The organism is Streptomyces sp. NPDC007162 (assembly GCF_040634175.1).
Classification (GTDB): Bacteria; Actinomycetota; Actinomycetes; order Streptomycetales; family Streptomycetaceae; genus Streptomyces.
On sequence record NZ_JBEYFC010000148.1, the window covers coordinates 1 to 18,614 of the forward strand.

General features: G+C 71.3%; 15 protein-coding genes and 3 pseudogenes. 8 read left to right on the plus strand and 10 right to left on the minus strand.

What is annotated here, in order from left to right; genetic code table 11:
• Window positions 1-251, minus strand: a pseudogene (locus tag ABZ646_RS19400) (hypothetical protein); the annotation flags it as partial.
• A 274-nt stretch (window positions 252-525) separates the two neighbouring features.
• A complete protein-coding gene (locus ABZ646_RS19405) occupies window positions 526-1,557 on the minus strand; it encodes a zinc-binding alcohol dehydrogenase family protein (protein ID WP_360520089.1) in 1,032 nt (343 codons plus the stop codon).
• Window positions 1,558-1,653: 96 nt separating this feature from the next.
• Between ABZ646_RS19405 and ABZ646_RS19410 the strand changes: the two are divergent.
• A pseudogene (locus ABZ646_RS19410) lies at window positions 1,654-1,782 on the plus strand (winged helix-turn-helix transcriptional regulator); the annotation flags it as partial.
• 205 nt (window positions 1,783-1,987) lie between these two features.
• On the opposite strand, the gene ABZ646_RS19415 reads toward ABZ646_RS19410, so the two are convergent.
• On the minus strand, window positions 1,988-2,605 hold the full coding sequence (locus ABZ646_RS19415) for a TetR/AcrR family transcriptional regulator (RefSeq protein ID WP_360520091.1): 618 nt from the start codon (window positions 2,603-2,605) through the stop codon (window positions 1,988-1,990).
• 206 nt (window positions 2,606-2,811) lie between these two features.
• On the opposite strand from ABZ646_RS19415, the gene ABZ646_RS19420 reads away from it, so the two are divergent.
• Window positions 2,812-3,558 (plus strand): SDR family oxidoreductase, encoded by a 747-nt coding sequence (locus tag ABZ646_RS19420; RefSeq protein WP_360520093.1) that lies wholly within the window; start codon window positions 2,812-2,814, stop codon window positions 3,556-3,558.
• 50 nt (window positions 3,559-3,608) lie between these two features.
• Here ABZ646_RS19420 and ABZ646_RS19425 read toward each other — a convergent pair whose 3' ends face one another.
• Together ABZ646_RS19425 and ABZ646_RS19430 are read right to left on the minus strand one after the other, a co-directional pair.
• Window positions 3,609-4,247: a 3-oxoacid CoA-transferase subunit B gene (locus ABZ646_RS19425; RefSeq protein WP_360520095.1), complete on the minus strand. Its 639-nt coding sequence runs from the start codon at window positions 4,245-4,247 to the stop codon at window positions 3,609-3,611.
• A 12-nt stretch (window positions 4,248-4,259) separates the two neighbouring features.
• Complete coding sequence (locus tag ABZ646_RS19430) at window positions 4,260-4,970, minus strand: CoA transferase subunit A (protein ID WP_360520097.1); 711 nt, start codon at window positions 4,968-4,970, stop codon at window positions 4,260-4,262.
• Between the two features lie 159 nt (window positions 4,971-5,129).
• Here ABZ646_RS19430 and ABZ646_RS19435 point away from each other — a divergent pair, with 159 nt between their 5' ends.
• The gene (locus tag ABZ646_RS19435) at window positions 5,130-5,912 is read left to right on the plus strand and encodes an IclR family transcriptional regulator (protein WP_360520099.1); all 783 of its coding nucleotides are present in this window, start codon (window positions 5,130-5,132) and stop codon (window positions 5,910-5,912) included.
• 147 nt (window positions 5,913-6,059) lie between these two features.
• Here the strand turns inward: ABZ646_RS19435 and ABZ646_RS19440 are convergent, their stop codons facing one another.
• Window positions 6,060-6,965 (minus strand): universal stress protein, encoded by a 906-nt coding sequence (locus ABZ646_RS19440; protein ID WP_360520101.1) that lies wholly within the window; start codon window positions 6,963-6,965, stop codon window positions 6,060-6,062.
• Between the two features lie 230 nt (window positions 6,966-7,195).
• Between ABZ646_RS19440 and ABZ646_RS19445 the strand changes: the two genes are divergently transcribed.
• On the plus strand, window positions 7,196-8,221 hold the full coding sequence (locus ABZ646_RS19445; RefSeq protein WP_360520103.1) for a 6-phosphofructokinase: 1,026 nt from the start codon (window positions 7,196-7,198) through the stop codon (window positions 8,219-8,221).
• A 36-nt stretch (window positions 8,222-8,257) separates the two neighbouring features.
• On the opposite strand, the gene ABZ646_RS19450 is transcribed toward ABZ646_RS19445, so the two are convergent.
• Window positions 8,258-9,142 carry a universal stress protein gene (locus ABZ646_RS19450; protein WP_360520105.1) on the minus strand — a complete coding sequence of 295 codons (885 nt, stop codon included), beginning with the start codon at window positions 9,140-9,142 and terminating at the stop codon, window positions 8,258-8,260.
• 158 nt (window positions 9,143-9,300) lie between these two features.
• A complete protein-coding gene (ppdK, locus tag ABZ646_RS19455; RefSeq protein WP_360520107.1) occupies window positions 9,301-12,000 on the minus strand; it encodes a pyruvate, phosphate dikinase in 2,700 nt (899 codons plus the stop codon).
• A 347-nt stretch (window positions 12,001-12,347) separates the two neighbouring features.
• On the opposite strand from ppdK, the gene ABZ646_RS19460 reads away from it, so the two are divergent.
• The 4 genes from ABZ646_RS19460 (at window position 12,348) to ABZ646_RS19475 (ending at window position 17,215) form a co-directional block, all read left to right on the plus strand.
• The gene (locus ABZ646_RS19460; RefSeq protein ID WP_360520109.1) at window positions 12,348-12,608 is read left to right on the plus strand and encodes a hypothetical protein; all 261 of its coding nucleotides are present in this window, start codon (window positions 12,348-12,350) and stop codon (window positions 12,606-12,608) included.
• A 230-nt stretch (window positions 12,609-12,838) separates the two neighbouring features.
• A complete protein-coding gene (locus tag ABZ646_RS19465) occupies window positions 12,839-13,672 on the plus strand; it encodes a 3-hydroxybutyrate dehydrogenase (RefSeq protein WP_360520111.1) in 834 nt (277 codons plus the stop codon).
• Window positions 13,673-13,747: 75 nt separating this feature from the next.
• Window positions 13,748-15,145 carry an MFS transporter gene (locus tag ABZ646_RS19470; RefSeq protein WP_360520113.1) on the plus strand — a complete coding sequence of 466 codons (1,398 nt, stop codon included), beginning with the start codon at window positions 13,748-13,750 and terminating at the stop codon, window positions 15,143-15,145.
• A gap of 114 nt (window positions 15,146-15,259) precedes the next feature.
• Window positions 15,260-17,215, plus strand: a complete 1,956-nt coding sequence (locus ABZ646_RS19475; RefSeq protein ID WP_360520115.1) for a helix-turn-helix domain-containing protein — start codon at window positions 15,260-15,262, stop codon at window positions 17,213-17,215.
• Between the two features lie 133 nt (window positions 17,216-17,348).
• Here ABZ646_RS19475 and ABZ646_RS19480 read toward each other — a convergent pair.
• Window positions 17,349-17,744, minus strand: a pseudogene (locus ABZ646_RS19480) (alpha/beta fold hydrolase); the annotation flags it as partial.
• A 178-nt stretch (window positions 17,745-17,922) separates the two neighbouring features.
• Complete coding sequence (locus ABZ646_RS19485; RefSeq protein WP_360520117.1) at window positions 17,923-18,480, minus strand: hypothetical protein; 558 nt, start codon at window positions 18,478-18,480, stop codon at window positions 17,923-17,925.
• Window positions 18,481-18,614 lie beyond the last annotated feature (134 nt).

Below are 18,614 nucleotides of genomic sequence, written 5' to 3' on the forward strand. Positions count from 1 at the left end.
ATCGCCCGGACCGCCGTCTGCGCCTTGGTCAGCGTGCGGAAGGGAGCAGCGGCGCTGGTCCCCGGGTTGCTGTCGCTGCCACTGGGCGAGACGAAGTAGGTGACCGCACTCGCCGCGCGTGCGGGCAGGGTGAGCACCCCGACGGCCAGGAGCGTGCACAGGAAGGCCGCGACGATCCTGTAAGGCCCGATGAATAAGCGGAACGCATGAGCGGGTTGCACGAAGCGCACCGGGTGTCTGGTTGTAAACATGCAGGAAAAGTAGAAGCGCGGCCTTGAGACGTCAATGCCAAGAGACGAAAACATCGGATCAATAATCCGGTGTCGGCGCCGCACGGTCGATGTCGTGCCTGGCGGGGGCACGCCAGGCAGCCGCCGTGTCCGCAGCTCTTGCCGCCGGTCCGCGGCGCCGTAGCGCAGGTGCCCCGGCCCCGCCCGACCACCACCCGGGGCACCCTCGTTCGCGTCGGCGGTGTCACGGTGGATCCGGCGCGCTCCCCGACCGGGGAAGCGGACGGCGAGAGGGTCAGAAACCGCTCAGCGTGATCTTGCCGATGGCCCGGCCGGACTCCAGGATGCGGTGGGCTTCCCGCAGGTGCTCGGCGTCGATGGTGCCGAGATCGGTGGTGGCCGTGGTGGTGAGGATGCCGGCGTCCACCAGACGGGAGATCTGGTTCAGGATGCGGCCCTGTTCTGCCTGGTCGGCCGTCCGGTGCAGTGACCGGGTGAACATGAACTCCCAGTGGAAGGAGATGCTCTTGGACTTCAGCAGCCCGATCTCGACGGATCCGAAGTCGTCGATGGCCACGACCTGCCCGAAGGGCTTGAGGACCTCCGCGTAGGCGGCCAGGTTCCGTTCGGTGCCGGCGGTGCTGAAGACGAAGTCCACTCCCCCGGGCGCCACGTCGGCGACCTGTGGCGCGAGCGGCTTGCGGTGGTCGACGATGTGGGACGCGCCCATGCGGCGGGCGAACTCGGAGGTCTCCGGTCGGGACGCGGTGCCGATCACCGTGAGGCTGGTCAGCGCGCGGGCCAGCTGGGACACCATCGCGCCGACACCGCCCGCGGCCGCGGTCACCAGCAGGGTCCCGGTCTGCCTGAGGGCGCCGCTGTGCAGCCCGAGGTGCTCGAACAGGCCTTCCCAGGCGGTCAGTGAGGTCAGCGGCAGCGCCGCCGCCTCGGCGAAGGACAGGACGGAGGGCTTGCGACCGACGATGCGCTCGTCCACGGTGTGGAAGCGGGAGTTGGCGCCAGGCCGGTCGATGGCCCCGGCGTAGAAGACCTCGTCGCCCACCTTGAACGACGTCACCTCGTCGCCGACGGCGACGACCGTGCCGGCGGCGTCCCAGCCGAGGACCTTCGGCTCACCGCCTGGATCGTTGCCCTGTCGGACCTTGTAGTCCACCGGGTTGACCGCGATGGCCTCGACCTGCACCAGCAGGTCGCGCGGTCCTGGCTGCGGCACCGGCAGCGTCATGTCCAGCAGGCTCTCCGCGTCACCGGCGGGCAGGCTCTTGCGATAGGCGACGGCGGGCATGTTCTGCGGGTTCCGGCTCATGTCTGTGTCTCCTCCTCAGGTCGCGGCGCGCGGGCGTCCACCGCCTCAGCAACGTAGCTGGCTGTAGGCAGTAACCCGCAATGGAGGCTGCGCCGCCTGGGGGACAAGGGTTTCGTGGGCCGGACGATGTACCCGGCTGTCCCGCTGCACGTCGAGTACGCGCTCACCGACCTCGGCCGCAGCGTGGCCCGACCGCTGGCGCAGTCGCGCACCTGGGTCGAGGAGCACGTCGACGAGATCGCCCAGTCCCCGTGGGACGGCGCGGGTGCACGAACCCGCCAAGGTGAAGCCGGCGAGGAGGACCTGCGGCCCGTTACGGCGTCCATCGCCATGCATGCCAGACCGTACGGGCCGCCCGTGAACCTGAACTCATCCCCTCGTCCGGACGGCCGATTGCCGTGCAGCCCGCCGTCCGGTCATGACGACGGCGTCACCCAGGCGCGGGACGTCCGCCGCCATGACCCGGGACGGCGCGCAGCGCGATGTCCACGGTGGCGTGCAGTGCCCCACGCTCCGCGCCCGCGGCCGCGTGGACGGCGTTGCCCTCGCTGACCACCATGACGTAGCGAGCCAGTGAGAGCGGGTCGGTGCCCGGGGGCAGGTCGCCCTCCGCCACGGCTCGGGTGAGCCGGTCGGCGAGTGCCTGCTCGCCGGCCAGGCGGCTGTGGGCGAGGAACGTGGCGATATGGCCGTTGTCACCGCCTTCGGCGAGGCCGCCCTGGACGGACAGGCATCCGGGCGGGCGGTCGGCGCGGGTGAGCGCGTCGGCGTTGGCCCGCAGGAAGGCCTCGATGACGGCGTACGCGGTGGGCCGGGTGAGCGCCTCGCGGGCATAGGCCATGTCCGCCTCGGCGTAGCGGGCCACGGCGCGGCGGAACAGCTCCTCCTTGTTGCCGTACGCCGCGTACATGCTGGTCCGGTTGATGCCCATGGCATCGGTGAGATCGCTCAGGGACGCGCCTTCGTAGCCCTGACGCCAGAAGACCTCCACCGCACGGTCGAGTGCCGCGTCCGCGTCGAAACCGCGGGGTCTGCCTCGTTCCGCCATCCTCACCCCTGTTCTCAGACGTCACCCCTGTTCTCAGACGTCCACAAATCTTAACCGGCCGGTACGGAATAGCGGGTGGGGCACCGTCGTTATTCGGTATCGAACGGTACGGAAATGGAGTGGCCCCCGTGGAACAACACAGCGAGCACGCCCGCCGGACCGGTATCCGCCCCAGCGACAAGCACGTTCACGCAAGGAGAAGAATCATGGGACAGCTCGACGGCAAGACCGCCCTCGTCACCGGGGCCACCTCGGGCATCGGCCTGGCCGCCGCCCGGCGACTGGCCGCGGCGGGCGCGCACGTCTTCCTCACCGGGCGCCGCCAGGAGGCCCTGGACGAGGCGGCGGCCTCGATCGGCGAGCGGGCCACCGCAGTCCGCGCCGACGTCGCGGACCTCGGCGACCTGGACCGGCTGTTCGACGTCGTCGCGGAAGCCGGCGACCTCGACATCGTGTTCGCCAACGCAGGCGGCGGGGCATTCGCCGCGCTGCCCGACGTCACCTGGGAACACTACGCCGAGACGTTCAACACCAACGTCGGCGGCACCCTGTTCACCGTGCAGAAGGCGCTGCCCCTCCTCAGGCCCGGCGCCTCGATCATCCTCACCAGCTCCAACATCGACATCAAGGGCGCCGCGTCGTTCGGCGTGTACGCCGCCAGCAAGGCCGCCCTGCGCTCGCTCACCCGCAGCTGGGCCGCCGAACTCGCCGCCCAGGGCATCCGCGTCAACAGCATCGCCCCCGGCCCGATCGAGACCCCCGGCCTCAGCGGACTGGCCGGCGATCCCGTATCCGCCGAGCAACTCCTCAAGAACCTCGCCGCCGGAGTGCCGATGAACCGGCTCGGACGCCCCGAGGAGATCGCCGAGACCGTACTGTTCCTCGCCTCCGACGCCAGCAGCTTCATGACCGGCGCCGAAATCTACGTGGACGGCGGCGCCAGCCAGATCTGACCGGCCCCGTGATCCCCGGCGGTCCTCCTCCGACCGACCGGCCTGCCGAGTCATCGTGGCGTCGGTTGCAGCGAGGCACCGGTCTTCGCCCGGACCTCCTCCTCGGTGACGCCGGGAGCAAGTGCCCTCAGTTGCAGGCCGTCGCTACTCACATCGATGGTGGCGAGGTCGGTGATGATGCGGTCGACCACGCCGGCAGCGGTCAGTGGCAGCGTGCAGTCATCGACGATCTTCGGGCTTCCGTCCTTGGCGACATGGTCGGTGAGCACCACGATGCGGCGGGCGCCGACCACGAGGTCCATGGCGCCGCCCATGCCCTTCACCAGAGCGCCGGGTATGGTCCAGTTCGCCAGGTCGCCCTGGGCGCTCACCTGCAGGGCGCCCAGGATGGCGATGTCGATGTGGCCGCCGCGGATCATGCCGAAGGACGTCGCGGAGTCGAAGAAGCTCGCGCCGGGGTTGACGGTGACCGTCTGCTTGCCCGCGTTGATGACGTCGGCGTCCTCTTCGCCCTCCCAGGGGAACGGGCCGAGACCGAGGATGCCGTTCTCGCTCTGCAGGGTCACCTGGACGCCGTCGCGTATGTGGTTGGCCACGAGGGTGGGAATGCCGATGCCGAGATTCACGTAGTCGCCGTCGTCGAGTTCGGCGGCCGCGAGCGCGGCCATCTCGTCGCGTGTCCGGGGCACGATCCGTCGCTCCTATGCTTCGACGGTCACGCGGGGACGGACCGTACGCTGTTCGATTTCCTTGGCCCGCTTGTGCGCGACCACCAGACGGCTCACGTAGATGCCGGGGGTGGTGACCGAGTCGGGGTCGATGAACTCCTCGGAGAGTTGCTCGGCCTCGGCGACCGTCACCCGGCCGCAGGTGGCCACGAGGGGGTTGAAGTTGCGTGCGGCGGCGCGGTACGTCAGGTTTCCCGCCTGGTCGGCGGTGTGGGCGTGCACGAGTGCGAGGTCGGCGACGATCGCACGCTCCTGGACATGGACGTGTCCGTCGAACTCGGTGTGCGGCTTGCCCTCGGCGACCGGCGTGCCCACGCCGGTCCTTGTGTAAAAGGCCGCTATGCCTGCTCCGCCGGCACGCATGCGTTCGGCGAGCGTGCCCTGCGGGGAGAACTCCACGTCGAGAACCCTGTCCAGGTACTGCTGGGCGAACAGCTTGTTCTCGCCGACGTAGGACGCGATCACCTTGGTCACCTGACGGTTCTCCAGCAGCAGACCGAGGCCCTTGCCGTCGACCCCCATGTTGTTGGACACGACCGTCAGCCCGGTGACCCCGCTGTCCCGTACGACTTCGATGAGGTCGTACGGAACGCCGCAGAGACCGAACCCGCCGACCGCGATCGTCATCCCGTCGGTCAGCACTCCCGCCAAGGCCTGTTCCGCCGTCGTGCGCAGCTTGCTCAACTCGTCAACCTCGCGTCTGGGGCGTTCACTGTCTGAGCATCCGAGTCAACGCTCGTGTCCCCTCGACGTGCAAGAACAACGGCTTCGAATGGGCGAAACCGATTGCCGGGTGAGCAGGGGCCGTGCATAGCGTCCACTGAGCGAACGTACGATGAGGGTATGGACACCACCCCGGGAGCCCACCTCGTCGGCAGGGTGGGCGCGCTTCTGCGCGCGCTGTCTACGGTCAACGAGGCCGGTGCGGGCACCGCTGAACTGGCGAGGGCTACGAGCCTGCCGAGGCCGACGGTGCATCGGCTCCTGGTCTCGTTGGCGGACGAGGGGTTCGTCGACCGCGACCGGCGCAGTGGTCATTGGTTCCTCGGCCCCGAGCTGTATCTGCTCGGCGGGGTGGCCGGCAGTCGCTACGACATCACCCGACACGCACGGGAGAGCGTGCACCGGCTCGCGAGGTTGACGGGAGAGAGCGCGTTCTTCTCGGCCCGGCGGGGTGACGAGACGGTGTGCCTGCTGCGTGAGGACGGAGATTTTCCGATCCGCTCGTTCGTGCTCTACGAGGGCGCCCGCTTCCCGCTCGGGGTCGTGTCCGCGGGCCTGGCGGTGCTGTCATTCCTTGACGACGCCGAGATCGACGCCTACCTGGCGGGCGGGGACCTGGTTGACCGGTGGGGTCCGGCGCACGCGGCGGACGCGGTGCGGGAGCGGATCGCACAGACCCGGCTCGACGGCTACGCCGTGAACCCCGGGCTCGTCGTGGAAGGCAGCTGGGGCATGGCGGCGGCGGTGTTCGACCACGCCGGGAAACCCCTGTGGGCGCTGACCGTGACCGGTGTGGAGACGCGGTTCCGCGCCGAGCGCAGACCTGAACTGGGCGCGGTCCTGCTGCGTGAGGCGCATACGCTCGGTCGCACGCTGAACACCGGTGCGGGGCCTCGACGCTGACCGCCGGGGCTCTTCGCGGGGGCACCTTCGACATCTGACCGCTCCGCGCACACCGGCCGCGGGCCGACAGGGCCGGCCTCTCGGACAGGGCCGGCCTCTCGGACGGTGCCCTCGGCTTCCGCGTCACCAGGAACCGGTCGTGGCGGCTCAGCTGTGTGCGACGACCGCGACAGGGGCGGCGATGTGGTGCAGGGCGCAGTGCGTGACATGGCCGATGTGGGCGCCGAACGAGCCGGTGCGGATGCGTCGGCCGACGACGACCAGGGAGGCGTCACGGGAGTCGCTCACGAGGATCTGCGCGGCGCTGCCGCATCGGCTCGCCTCGATCACATTGACGTCCGGGAACTTCTCCCGCCAGGGACGCAGTGCCTTGCTGAGAAGGGAGGCCTGTCCGCGCTCGAGCGTGTCGTGGAGTTCGGCGTCGCCGGGGAAGCGGTGGAAGGATGTGGGCGGTTCGGGCCAGGCGTGGACGGCCCGTAGATCAGCTTTCCGGCGAGCGGCTGCGTCGAAGGCGAATTCCAGCAGTGTGTCGTCCGGACGATCCATGTCGAGGCCGAGCACGACCGGCCGGAAGGGCGCCGCGGCGGACGGCACGCCCGCCGGGTCCATCGTGTGCTCGTCGGCGGCCTGCTCCTGCGCGCGCACCAGCACCACCGGACGCTCCGCACGGGCCACGACGCCCAGACTCACCGAGCCGACCATGAACCCCCGCGCCCTGCCGAGCGCCCGGGAGCCCAGGACCAGCAGTTCGGCGAAGCCCGCGGCCTCGCACAGGACGTCGGCCACGGTTCCCGTGAGCTGCTCGGTGATCACCTCGATGCCCGGATGACGCAGCCGGATGCCGTCCGCGGACTCCTGTGTCAGCCGTTGAGCCCAGTGCTGGTAACCGTCGAGGTCCAGCAACGGGGTACGGGCGAGGTACCTGGGCGTCGGCTCCTGGGCATGCACGATCTTCAGCGGCAGGCCTCGCAGCAGCGCTTCGCGAGCCGCCCACTCGGCTGCTGCCCGGCCTTCTGGCGAGTCGTCGAGGCCGACGGTGACGGTGCGGGACATGGTGCCCACCTCCCGGTGCGAGGGTTCCGACATCAGCGTGACGCCTCGGCGCCGGCCGCATCAGGGGCCACACGGTCCGTTCGGGGCCCGACCGGCCCGCCGCAGGGCGCTGGCCGGACGTCTCCCGGCGGCCGGCCCCGGAGCAAGTCGCCGGCGAGAGCGCCGTCGCTCAGAATGGATCTCACGATCGACGAAGAACCTCGCCCGCGCACGGAGGTGGGGAGGGAATCATGAAGGTAGGAGTACTGACCGGCGGCGGTGACTGTCCCGGGCTCAACGCCGTGATCCGCAGCGTCGTCCGCAAGGGCGCCCAGGAGTACGGCTTCGAGTTCGCCGGCCTGCGGGACGGATGGCTGGGTGCGCTCAAGGGCAACGTGGTGCCGCTGGGCGTCCCCGAGGTGCGGGGTATCCTGCCGCGCGGCGGGACCATCCTCGGCTCCTCCCGCACCAACCCGTTCAAGCACCAGGACGGCGTGCGCCGCATCCAGGACACGCTCGCCGCGCACGGCATCGACGCCCTCGTCGCGATCGGCGGTGAGGACACCCTCGGCGTGGCCGCCGAGCTGGGCCGGCGGGGAATCCCGATCGTCGGCGTGCCCAAGACGATCGACAACGACGTACCCGGCACCGACTACACCTTCGGCTTCGACACCGCCGTGGGCATCGCGACCGAGGCCATCGACCGCCTGCACACCACCGCCGAGTCGCACATGCGCACCCTGGTGGTGGAGGTGATGGGACGGCACTCCGGCTGGATAGCGCTGCACGCCGGTGTCGCGGGTGGTGCCAATGTGATCCTCATACCGGAACGGCCGTTCGACATCGACCAGGTGTGCGCGTGGGTGAGGCATCGCTTCGAGTTCCACTACGCGCCGATCGTCGTCACCGCCGAGGGGGCCGTGCCCAAGGAGGGACAGATGGTCCTCAAGGACCGGTCGCTGGACGAGTACGGCCATGTGCGGCTGTCCGGGATCGGCGACTGGCTGGCCCGGGAGATCTCTCAGCGCACCGGCACGGACGCCCGCACGACGGTGCTCGGGCACGTCCAGCGCGGCGGCACGCCCAGTGCCTTCGACCGGTGGCTGGCCACCCGCTTCGGACTGCACGCCGTCGACGCGGTCAAGGACGGCGCCTTCGGGACCATGGTCGCCCTCAGCGGCACCCGGATCGTACGGGTCCCGATCCCGGGCCCCGAGGCGAAGACCAGGACGGTCGACCCGACGCTGTACGACGAGTTCGGGGTGTTCTTCGGCTGACTCCGACGGGGTTCCCCGGCCGGTCCCCGTCAGGCGTCAGGCCGCGTGCGGTACGACCGCCACCGGGCAGTCGGCGTGGTGCAGTACGGCGTGCGTGACAGGCCCCAGCCGGCCCTCGACGCCGCCCCGGCCCATGACCAGCAGGGCGGCTCCGGCTCTCCGTGACAGGTTCACGAGCGCCTCCGCAGGATGGAGGAGCACGACATCGGCGCGGACCGTCACCTCCGGATACTTCTCCAGCCAGGTCCGCAGCGCATCGGACAGCCGCAGGACCTCCTGGTCCTCCCAGGTGGCACGGTCCTCCTCGGTCACGAACAGCGTCCGGGGTGACACCGACTCGGCGGGAAAGGCCCAGGCCCGCACCACGCGGAGAATCGCTCCGCGCGTCCGGGCCGCCACGAACGCGAAATCCACCACCTCGTCGACCGCGCGGCACGCGTCGAAACCCACCACCACCTGAGGGGCGGCGCCCGCCGGGCGGGCGCCGTTGCCGAAGCCGCCGGGCCGAGATCCCGGCACCACGACCACGGGTCGATCGGCCGCGGCCGCCACCTGAAGGGCCACCGAGCCGACCGCCAGGCCGTCGAAGCCGCCCGAGCCCCGTGCCCCGACCACGAGCAACCCGGCATCGTGCGCCGCGGACAGCAGAGTCTCCGCCGGGGCTTCGCTGCTCTGCGAGCCGTGCGTGGGCAGACCCGGGTGGCGGGCACCGAGGTGGGCGATCGCCCCCTGGACGATGCGTTCACCCACGCGGCGCAGCGTTTCCCCGGCCTGGTGGGGAACCGTGTCGCCCGGAAGGAGCGGCGTGGCGTGCACGAGGCGCAGGGCGACACCCCGCAGCGCCGCTTCCCGCGCCGCCCACTCGGCCGCGGCGAGGCTGGGCTCGGACCCGTCGACGCCGGCCAGCACGGGGTGACTCATCGTGTCCTCCTTCGCCCACGGGGCCTGCTCACGCACCCCTCCACTGTTCCACGGCGAAAGTCCCGGCAGACGGGTCGTTCGCCCGCTCGGCTCTGCCGAGTGCTCGCCCCGGCGGACGGACGGTGAATCCGCAAACTGCCGGGTGACGAGGCCCCGGCTCACCGCACCCGCGTCGATCTCGTCCCGGAGGTCTGCGTGTCCAGTGCGGCCCGGCCTGCCTCCAGCCGGGCCACGGGGACCCGGAACGGCGAGCAGGAGACGTAGTCGAGTCCGACGGTGTGGAAGAAGTGGACGGAGGCGGGGTTGCCGCCGTGTTCGCCGCAGACGCCGATCGTCAGGCCGGGACGTGCGGCTCGCCCCTCGTCGACGGCGATGCGGACAAGCCGGCCCACGCCGTCCCGGTCGATCGTCTCGAAGGGCGAGGCGGCGAAGACGCCCTTGTCCAGGTAGGCGGAGAAGAAGGCCGCCTCCACGTCGTCGCGGGAGAAGCCCCAGGTGGTCTGGGTGAGGTCGTTGGTGCCGAAGGAGAAGAACTCGGCCTCCTCGGCGATCCGGCCGGCGGTGAGCGCGGCGCGGGGCAGCTCGATCATGGTACCGACCGGGCACCGTACGGGCAGACCCGACTCACGGGAGACCTCGGCGAGGACCCGCTCCACTTCCTCCCGCTCGATGCGCAGTTCCTCGACGGCGCCGACGAGCGGCACCATGATCTCCGCCATGGGCGATCCCCCGGCCCTGGTGCGTGCCACGACCGCTTCGGCGATCGCCCGCACCTGCATGGCCACGAGACCGGGAACGACCAGACCAAGGCGGACACCGCGCAGGCCGAGCATCGGGTTCTCCTCGTGCATGCGGTTCACCGCGGCGAGCAGTTCGGCCTCGTGCGCATCCGGCTGCTCGCCGCGGGCCTCGGCGGCGGCGACGCGTACGGCGAGCCGGGTGCGGTCGGGCAGGAACTCGTGCAGCGGCGGGTCCAGCAGCCGGATCGTGACGGGCAGGCCGTCCATCGCGTCGAGGATGCCGATGAAGTCCTGCCGTTGGAGCGGCAGCAGGGCCGCCAGCGCACGCTCGCGCTCGGTTTCGTCACCGGCCAGGATCATCTCCTCGATGAGTTCGCGGCGCTCGCCGAGAAACATGTGCTCGGTCCGGCACAGCCCGATGCCCTGCGCGCCGAACCGTCGGGCACGCCGGGCGTCCTCGGGGGTGTCGGCATTGGCCCGCACCTCCAACCGCCGCACTGCGTCGGCCTGTGCGAGGGCGCGTGCCACGGCGGTCACCAGGCCGCCGGACTGCTCGCCGGTCTCCAGGTACCGCATCACCGCGGAGGCGACCAGCGGGACCGCGCCGGCGTACACGGCTCCCGTGGAGCCGTCCACCGAGATGACCGTGCCCTCCTCGACGAGGGTTCCGTCGTGGGTGGTGAAGTGCCGGGCCGCGGTGTCCACCGTGATCTCCTCAGCACCGCAGACGCACACCGTGCCCATCCCCCGGGCGACGACGGCCGCGTGGCTGGTCTTGCCGCCCCGGCTCGTCAGCACGGCCTCGGCGGCGACCATGCCGGGCAGGTCGTCGGGGGTGGTCTCCTGGCGGACGAGGACGACCTTCTCGCCGGCGGCGGCGCGCCGTACCGCCTCGGCGGAGTCGAACACCGCCGCGCCGACCGCGGCGCCCGGAGAGGCCGGAAGACCGTGGGCGAGAGTCCTGCCGAGCGCGCCGGTGTCGAATCGGGGGAACATCAGGCGGGCCAGGCCGTCCCCGCTGACCCGGGTAAGTGCCTCCTCCGGCGTGATCTGTCCTTCCTCCACCAACTCGGCGGCTATGGCGAAGGCGGCCTCGGCGGTGCGCTTGCCGACCCGGGTCTGGAGCATCCACAGTGTGCCGCGCTCGATGGTGAACTCGATGTCGCACAGGTCGCGGTAGTGCCGTTCCAGAACTCCCGCGTTGTCGCGCAGCCGCCGGTACGAGACCGGGTCCAGCCGCGCCAGTTCGGAGAGCGGCACCGTGTTGCGGATGCCCGCGACGACGTCCTCGCCCTGTGCGTCGGCCAGGTAGTCGCCGTAGAGCCCGGGCCGGCCGGTGGCCGGGTCGCGGGTGAAGGCGACGCCGCTGCCCGAGTCGGCGCCCAGGTTGCCGTACACCATGCGCTGCACGGTGACCGCCGTCCCGAGATCGTCGGGGATGTGCTCGCGACGGCGGTAGAGCCGGGCGCGCTCGCCGTTCCAGGACCGGAACACGGCGAGGACGGCGAGGCGCAGTTGCTCGGAAGGGGACGTGGGAAACGCCCGGCCGGTGTCGTCGAGGATCAGCTGCTTGTACGTCTCCACCAGGACGGCCAGGCCGTTCGCGTCCAGGTGCAGGTCGTCGGGGGTGTCGCGGGCCGCCTTCAAACGGCCCATGGCCTCGTCGAACCGGGCGGCGTCGACGCCCATGACCGTGCTGCCGAACATCTGGACGAGGCGGCGGTAGGAGTCCCAGGCGAAGCGGTCGCTGCCGGAAACCTTGGCGAGGCCGAGGACGGAGTCGTCGTTGAGGCCGATGTCCAGGACGGTCTCCATCATGCCGGGCATGGAGAAACGGGCCCCGGACCGGACGGACACCAGCAGCGGGTCGTCCGGTCGTCCGAGCCGCCGCCCGGCGGAGTCCTCCAGCGCGGCCAGGTGCCGGGAGACCTCGGCCGCCATGCCCTCCGGTTCCTCACCGGAGGCGAGGAAAGCTCGGCAGGCGTCCGTGGTGACGGTGAATCCCGGCGGAACCGGCAGGCCGAGCCGGGTCATCTCGGCCAGGTTCGCGCCCTTGCCGCCCAGCAGGTCCGCCATGTCACGGCGACCCTCGTGGAAGTCGTACACGTAACGGACCATGACGTAGCCCTCCTCGGCTCGCCTTCAGCGTCGGACGGGACAGGCCCCGCCGGGCAGGTGCTGTCCGTCCCCTCCACAGGGCCTAACGGCCCCGGTGCGGGAGGCCGGCGGACTGCCCGCTGTCCGAGGAGTCAGGGGGTCTCCTGGCTGTTCAGCAGCCGGAGCCGGCGATGACGCAGTAGCCCGCGGAGGTCTCCTGCGTAGGTGCAGCCGCCGCTCTGGTGGGCGGGTCCGGCCGTGACCTGGTTGTAGTTGTTGTGGGTGTGGCACTTGGGTGCGGAGCCTGTCGTGGTCGCTGTGACCGACGCGGACGTTGTGCCGACGGCGCCGGCAGAGTCGACCTCTGCATGACCGAGGCCGCCTCGCCCTTGCCCCGGGTGTCCTCGGCCGAGTCGAACCAGCTGGAAGGACAGGCTGTTGTTGGCCGTACTGGTCTGCGGGTAGAGCACGGCGAAACCCCACGCGCCGCGTCGGCGGGCAGGTCGGAGGGGGCGTACTCGTACATGGCCAGGTTGCCGGGGTTCGAGCCGAAGCCGGTGACCTGCTGGAGGGTGCCCGCGGCCGCCCGTGCGGTGCGCCGGGAGAACCTGCGCCAGATGGAGCGGTGATGCATGTGCGACTCCGTCGGATGGAGAGCAGAGGGGAGGGGAGAACGGGCACGGGTGCCGGCCGACGACATGTGAGGGGGACCCAGGACTGCGGATCCGGGCATGGCACGCGCACCCATGGCGTCGGCGATGCCGCTGTGACACATGGTGGTGGCGACCGTCCCGGCGGCCGAAAATGTGTGGACGACCCACATGTTTCACCACGTGGGTCCTCCCTACCGTGTTCGGCCATGGACAGCACCAAGGGCCCCCACGAGGGCTCGCCCCAGCATCCCGGCCCCGCCCCTGGCCCCGGTACCGGGCCGGGTCCGGCCTCGAGCCGGTTTCTCGCCGGCCGCAAGGTCCTGGTCACCGGTGCGGCCAGCGGGATCGGCCGGGCCTGTGCCGAGGTCTTCGCCGCGGCCGGCGCCGAGGTCTACGTGGTGGACCGGGCCGCCGAGGCCGCCAAGGAGGTGGCCGCGGCGATCGACGGTGTCGCCGTCGTGAGCGACCTCTCCCAGGCGGAGGCCGTGGACGCGCTGCCGGACGACGCCGACATCCTGGTCAACAACGCGGGTCTGCAACACGTCGCCCCCGTACACGAGTTCCCCCCGGAGCTCTTCTCACTGATCCAGCGGGTCATGGTGGAAGCTCCGTTCCGCATCCTGCGCCGCACGCTGCCCCACATGTACGCGCAGGGCTGGGGCAGGGTCGTCAACATCTCCTCGGTGCACGGTCTTCGGGCCAGCGCCTACAAGTCCGCGTACGTGACGGCGAAGCACGCGCTGGAGGGCCTGAGCAAGGTGGTCGCCCTGGAGGGCGCCGCCCACGGTGTGACCAGCAATTGCATCAACCCCGGCTACGTCCGCACACCGCTGGTCGAGGAGCAGGTCGCCCACCAGGCGCTCGCCCACGGCATCCCCGCGGTGGAGGTGATGGACCGGGTGTTCCTGGCACGCACCGCGATCAAGCGGCTGATCGAGCCGGCCGAGGTCGCCGAGGCCGCGCTGTGGCTGTGCGCCGAACGCAGCGGCTGCCTCACCGGCACCTCGATTCCCCTGGACGGCGGCTGGACGGCCCACTGAAGCCCCGTTCGCCCGTGCGTCGCCCTGCCCGGCGCACCGCAACCGAACCGACTCCTCCGAAAAACGGTGACAACCATGCCCAGCGCTCACAACGCCGTGAACGACCCAGGTACCTCCAGAAGCCCGAACGGACTGCGCAAGATCGTCGCTGCCAGCCTGATCGGCACGACCATCGAGTGGTACGACTACTTCCTCTACGGCTCGGCCGCCGCCCTGGTCTTCGGCCGTGTCTTCTTCCCGGAGTCGGACCCGCTGACCGGCACCCTGCTGGCCTTCCTCACCTACGCCATCGGTTTCGCCGCACGCCCGATCGGCGCCGTGGTCTTCGGTCACTTCGGCGACCGGCTCGGCCGTAAGAAGCTGCTGGTGATCAGCCTGCTGATGATGGGGCTGTCGACCGCCCTGATCGGCTGCGTCCCCGGATACGACACGATCGGGGTCGCCGCTCCCGTGCTGCTGACCACCCTGCGTCTCATCCAGGGCTTCGCCCTGGGCGGCGAGTGGGGCGGCGCGGTGCTGCTGGTGTCCGAACACGGCGATGCGAAGCGGCGCGGATTCTGGGCGTCCTGGCCGCAGGGCGGCGCACCGGCCGGCAACCTGGTCGCCGTCGGAGTGCTCTCCCTGATGACCACCGTGCTCAGCGACGACGCGTTCGACTCGTGGGGTTGGCGGGTGCCGTTCCTGCTCTCCGCCGTACTGGTCATGATCGGTCTGTGGATCCGGCTGTCCGTCGACGAGTCCCCGTTGTTCAAGGAGGCGCTGGCCAAGGCCGAGCGGCGCAAGGCGGAACAGCGGGCCGAGCAGTTGCCGTTCGTCGCGGTCGTACGCGACCACTGGCGGGACATCCTGATCGCGATGGGCGCCCGCATGGCCGAGAACATCTCGTACTACGTCATCACCGCGTTCGTCCTCACCTACTGCGTCGACCACCTGGGCATCGACAAGCAGACGTCGCTGAACGCGGTGCTGATCGGCTCGGCGGTGCAGTTCTGCCTCATCCCGTTGTTCGGCGCGCTCTCCGACCGGGTCGGGCGCAGGCCCGTGTACCTCGTGGGTGCGGTCGGCGTGGGCCTGTGGTCGTGGGCCTTCTTCGCCCTGCTCGACACCAGGTCGTTCCCCGCGCTGGTCCTGGCCGTCACCGTCGGGCTCGTCTTCCACAGCGCCATGTACGCGCCCCAGGCGGCGTTCTTCTCCGAGCTGTTCGCCACCCGGATGCGCTACACCGGCGCCTCCGTCGGAGCCCAGCTGTCCTCGGTGGCGGCCGGCGCCCCGGCCCCGCTGATCGCGACAGCGCTGCTCGGCTCCTACGGCGACTCCACTCCCATCTCGGTGTACGTCGGGCTGGCCGCCATGATCACCGTGACGGCCGTCGTCGCCTCCCGTGAGACCCGGGGCAGGGACCTGGCCGCGATCGAGCCGGAGGACTCCGCTTCGCGGGCCGCGGCGGACCGGAAGACGGCCGCGTCCGCCTGACACCCGCCGGCGCTGCCCGGCCGACCACTCCTGGCACGGTCACGACACGGCTTTCCCTTCTCGCCCATACTCTGATCCCTCCCCGCTCACCCACAACGCAACGGTTGCCCGCCCATGCCGCATGAACCCACGTCCGTCGCCCGTCATCTGCGCCGACTGCTCGAACTCCTCGCCGCGGGAGCTCCTGCCGAGGAGCTCGGTGCCGTCGCCGTCGAGGCCCGCGACAGCGGGGCAGCGGCCGAGGATCTCGCGGAGGTCGAGCGGGCCACCGAGGCGGCACTGCGCGTGCAGACCACGCTGCGGCAGCACCGGCGCCGGGAGGCAGAGCTGACCGCACTCTTCGACACCGCCGGTGACCTCGCGGCCCTGCGCGACCTCGACGCCGTGCTGCGCTCCATCGTCCGACGCGCCCGGATGCTCCTGGGCACCGACACGGCGTACCTCACACTGTCCGACGAGGAGGCCGGCGACACTTACATGCGCGTCACCGACGGCTCGGTGTCGGAACTGTTCCAGAACCTGCGCCTTGAGCTCGGGGAGGGCCTCGGCGGTCTGGTCGCGCAGACCGCGCGCCCCTACGCCTCCCCCGACTACCGCACCGACGACCGCTTCCTGCACACCGGCAGCATCGATGCAGGGGTCCTGGACGAGGGCCTGGTGGCGATTCTCGGCGTGCCGCTGCTGCTGGGGTCGGGAAGCGGCGGCCAGGTCATCGGCGCGCTGTTCGCCGCGGACCGCACGCCCCGTACGTTCGCGCCGGACGAGGTCGCCCTGCTGTGCTCACTGGCCGACCATGCCGCCATCGCCATCGACACCGCCAAGTCGATGGCCGACGCGCGGGTCGCGGTGGCCGAACTCGCCGAGGCCAACGCCGTGATCCGTGAGCACTCCGTGGCGATGCAGCGTGCCGAGGAATCTCATGACCGGCTCACCGATCTGGTGCTGCGCGGCGGCGAACTCCCGGACGTGGCCGCCGCCGTGGCCGGTCTGCTGAAGGGGGACGTCGTGGTCCACGACGGCTCCGGATGGCCGCTCACCTCGGTCGCCGTGCACGGTGGCGCGTTCGCCGGGGAGCCGGAGGGCGCCGGCGGCACGGAGGAGGAGGCGGCGGCGCTGGTCGCCGCGGCGGAGAGCTCACGCGCGGCCGCCCATGCGGTCTTCCGTGACGGGCGGTGGGTGTGCGCGGTGCTGGCCGGGCAGGAACTGCTGGGCTGCCTGGTGCTGTTCGGGCGGCCGGATCTCGACGGCCCCGACCGGCGTCTGTTCGAACGCAGCAGCGTCGTGACCTCGCTGCTGCTCCTGTTGCGACGTTCGGTCGCGGAGACCGAGAACCGGGTACGCGGCGAGCTGATCACCGATCTGCTCACCGCACCCGACCGCGACCCGGCCGGCCTGGTGACCCGCGGCCGCCGCCTCGGCTTCGACCTCGACCGCCCCCACCTGCTGCTCGTCGCCCGCACCGGCGACGCGGCCCGCGAACGGCTCGCGGACACGGCCGTGCAGTACCTGTTCGGGGGCGGCGGCGTCAGCGCCGAGCACGAAGGCGCCGTGGTTCTGCTGCTCCCGTGCGACGGCACCGGTCCGGGGGAGGCTGCCCGCAGCGCGGCCGGGCAGCTCGGCCGGCTGACCGGCGCACCGGTCACCGTGGCCGGGGCGGGGCCGGCCGCCGGGCCGCGGGCCATCGCCGACGGACACGCCGAGGCCGTGCGCTGCCTGCGGGCCCTGCATGCGCTCGGCCGCGGCGGCCACGGCGCGAGCGTCACCGAACTGGGCTTTCTGGGCGTGCTGTTGGGGGACCTCCACGACGTGGACGGGTTCGTCACCGCCACGTTGGGACCGCTGCTGGACTACGACGCCCAGCGCAGCACCCAACTGGTCCGCACCCTGCGGGCCTACTTCGACTGCGGCGGGAGCCTGACCCGGGCCAAGGAGGCGCTGCACGTGCACGTGAACACGGTCGTGCAGCGCCTGGACCGGATCCAGGCGCTGCTCGGCCCCGGCTGGAACACCCCCGAACAGACGCTGGAACTGCAACTGGCCCTGCGCCTGAAGCTGTTGTCGGACGTCTGACGCCCGCGATGGTGTGCTCGCAAAGGCTCCGGCCGCCCAGGTCACCGTGCCCCCGGCTTCCCCGGTTCCTTCCACACCGGCCGCGGTCAGCAGGTGCCCTGCCACCACCTGGGCGCCCTGGTCGCCGATGACGAGGGTGGCGTACGGCGGTCAGGGCCGCGGCGAACGCGCCCGTGGAGTGACCGGTCAGCACCACCCGGCCCACGCCCAGGGCGTCCACCACGGCCGCCATGTCATCGGCGTGGGCGGCGTTGCCGTACGGGCCGGGTAGTCCCCCGCTGCCGCCCCTGCCGCGCAGGTCGGGCGCCACCAGGGTGACCCGGCCGACGAGGTGGTGGGCGACGCGCGCCCAGCTCAGGCCGTCGGCCGTGATGCCGTGCAGCGCCAGGACCACCGGTACGCCCGGATCGTGGGCCGGCCAGCGCGACACGGCCAGCCTTCCGCCGGGCACCGGCACCTGGAACTCCTCGCGCGCCGGCGCGGGTCCGTCCTGGCGGGCGGTCGTTCCGTTCCGCGGAGTGGGACTCATGACGCGAGAACCTCCTCACGGTCGGCGGCACGGGACGGGCGGGCGGGGCGCAGCCGCGCCGGGAGCCGTGCCGCGGCCCGTCGGGGTCCGGCATCCATACCCCGAGCACCGCCCCGGGGCCACGTCCATATCAACGACCGGCCACCGCTCAGGTGGAGAGAGCGTCCGAATCAGGGTCTCAGTTCCTGGGGGCCGAGCGGGGCAGGCGGATCGCCGAGACGAGGAAGAAGATGCCACCGAGAGTGGCATAGCCGGCGAGGGCGGTCAGCGAGGGGGCGTCCTGTGTGGCGCTTCGGATGAAGCTCGCGCCCGCGAGGACGGAGATGCCGCCGCTGAGGATCATGGCCCACTGGCCGCCCATCGGCCGGCGCGCCACGCCCACCAGGAGCTGTATGAGGCCGGAGACGACCGCCCACGCGCCCCAGACGCGCAGCACGTCGGCGACACCCGTGGCACCGGCGACCGCGATGGCGACGGCGGCAAGCACGCTGGCCGCCATGTTGGCGTACAGACCCTTGACCGGCCCGGCGGCACGCGCCGACCTGGCGTCGACGACGGCCGCGGCCACGTCGAAGGCGGGATAGACGAACAGCAGCAGCCTGGCCGCGACGGTGAGCTCAGAGCCGTGAGCCCACAGGAGGCCGGCCCACGCAGTGGCGAAGACGAAGCGGACGACGTACAGCCGCCGCAAGGCGGGCGTGGCGCCGATGGGCTCGGCGGTAGCGGTGGATGTCATGGGTTCTCCAGCGATGTTGAAATAGAGAGAACGTTCTCTCTTGCCAGCAGCCTGGCACACCTGCTCCGGCAACGCCACCCTGTACCGCAACTTCCCCGACCGCCCTGTACACCCCCGGTCACGCGCCCGGCGCG

Coding starts and splice junctions, on each gene's coding strand:
- ppdK (WP_360520107.1), bottom strand. CDS start 12,000: ATGGTCCGTTACGTGTACGACTTCCACGAGGGTCGCCGTGACATGGCG.
- ABZ646_RS19450 (WP_360520105.1), bottom strand. CDS start 9,142: ATGAGTCACCCCGTGCTGGCCGGCGTCGACGGGTCCGAGCCCAGCCTC.
- ABZ646_RS19435 (WP_360520099.1), top strand. CDS start 5,130: ATGGACACCACCCCGGGAGCCCACCTCGTCGGCAGGGTGGGCGCGCTT.
- ABZ646_RS19445 (WP_360520103.1), top strand. CDS start 7,196: ATGAAGGTAGGAGTACTGACCGGCGGCGGTGACTGTCCCGGGCTCAAC.
- ABZ646_RS19465 (WP_360520111.1), top strand. CDS start 12,839: ATGGACAGCACCAAGGGCCCCCACGAGGGCTCGCCCCAGCATCCCGGC.
- ABZ646_RS19440 (WP_360520101.1), bottom strand. CDS start 6,965: ATGTCCCGCACCGTCACCGTCGGCCTCGACGACTCGCCAGAAGGCCGG.
- ABZ646_RS19415 (WP_360520091.1), bottom strand. CDS start 2,605: ATGGCGGAACGAGGCAGACCCCGCGGTTTCGACGCGGACGCGGCACTC.
- ABZ646_RS19405 (WP_360520089.1), bottom strand. CDS start 1,557: ATGAGCCGGAACCCGCAGAACATGCCCGCCGTCGCCTATCGCAAGAGC.
- ABZ646_RS19485 (WP_360520117.1), bottom strand. CDS start 18,480: ATGACATCCACCGCTACCGCCGAGCCCATCGGCGCCACGCCCGCCTTG.
- ABZ646_RS19460 (WP_360520109.1), top strand. CDS start 12,348: ATGACCGAGGCCGCCTCGCCCTTGCCCCGGGTGTCCTCGGCCGAGTCG.
- ABZ646_RS19470 (WP_360520113.1), top strand. CDS start 13,748: ATGCCCAGCGCTCACAACGCCGTGAACGACCCAGGTACCTCCAGAAGC.
- ABZ646_RS19475 (WP_360520115.1), top strand. CDS start 15,260: ATGCCGCATGAACCCACGTCCGTCGCCCGTCATCTGCGCCGACTGCTC.
- ABZ646_RS19420 (WP_360520093.1), top strand. CDS start 2,812: ATGGGACAGCTCGACGGCAAGACCGCCCTCGTCACCGGGGCCACCTCG.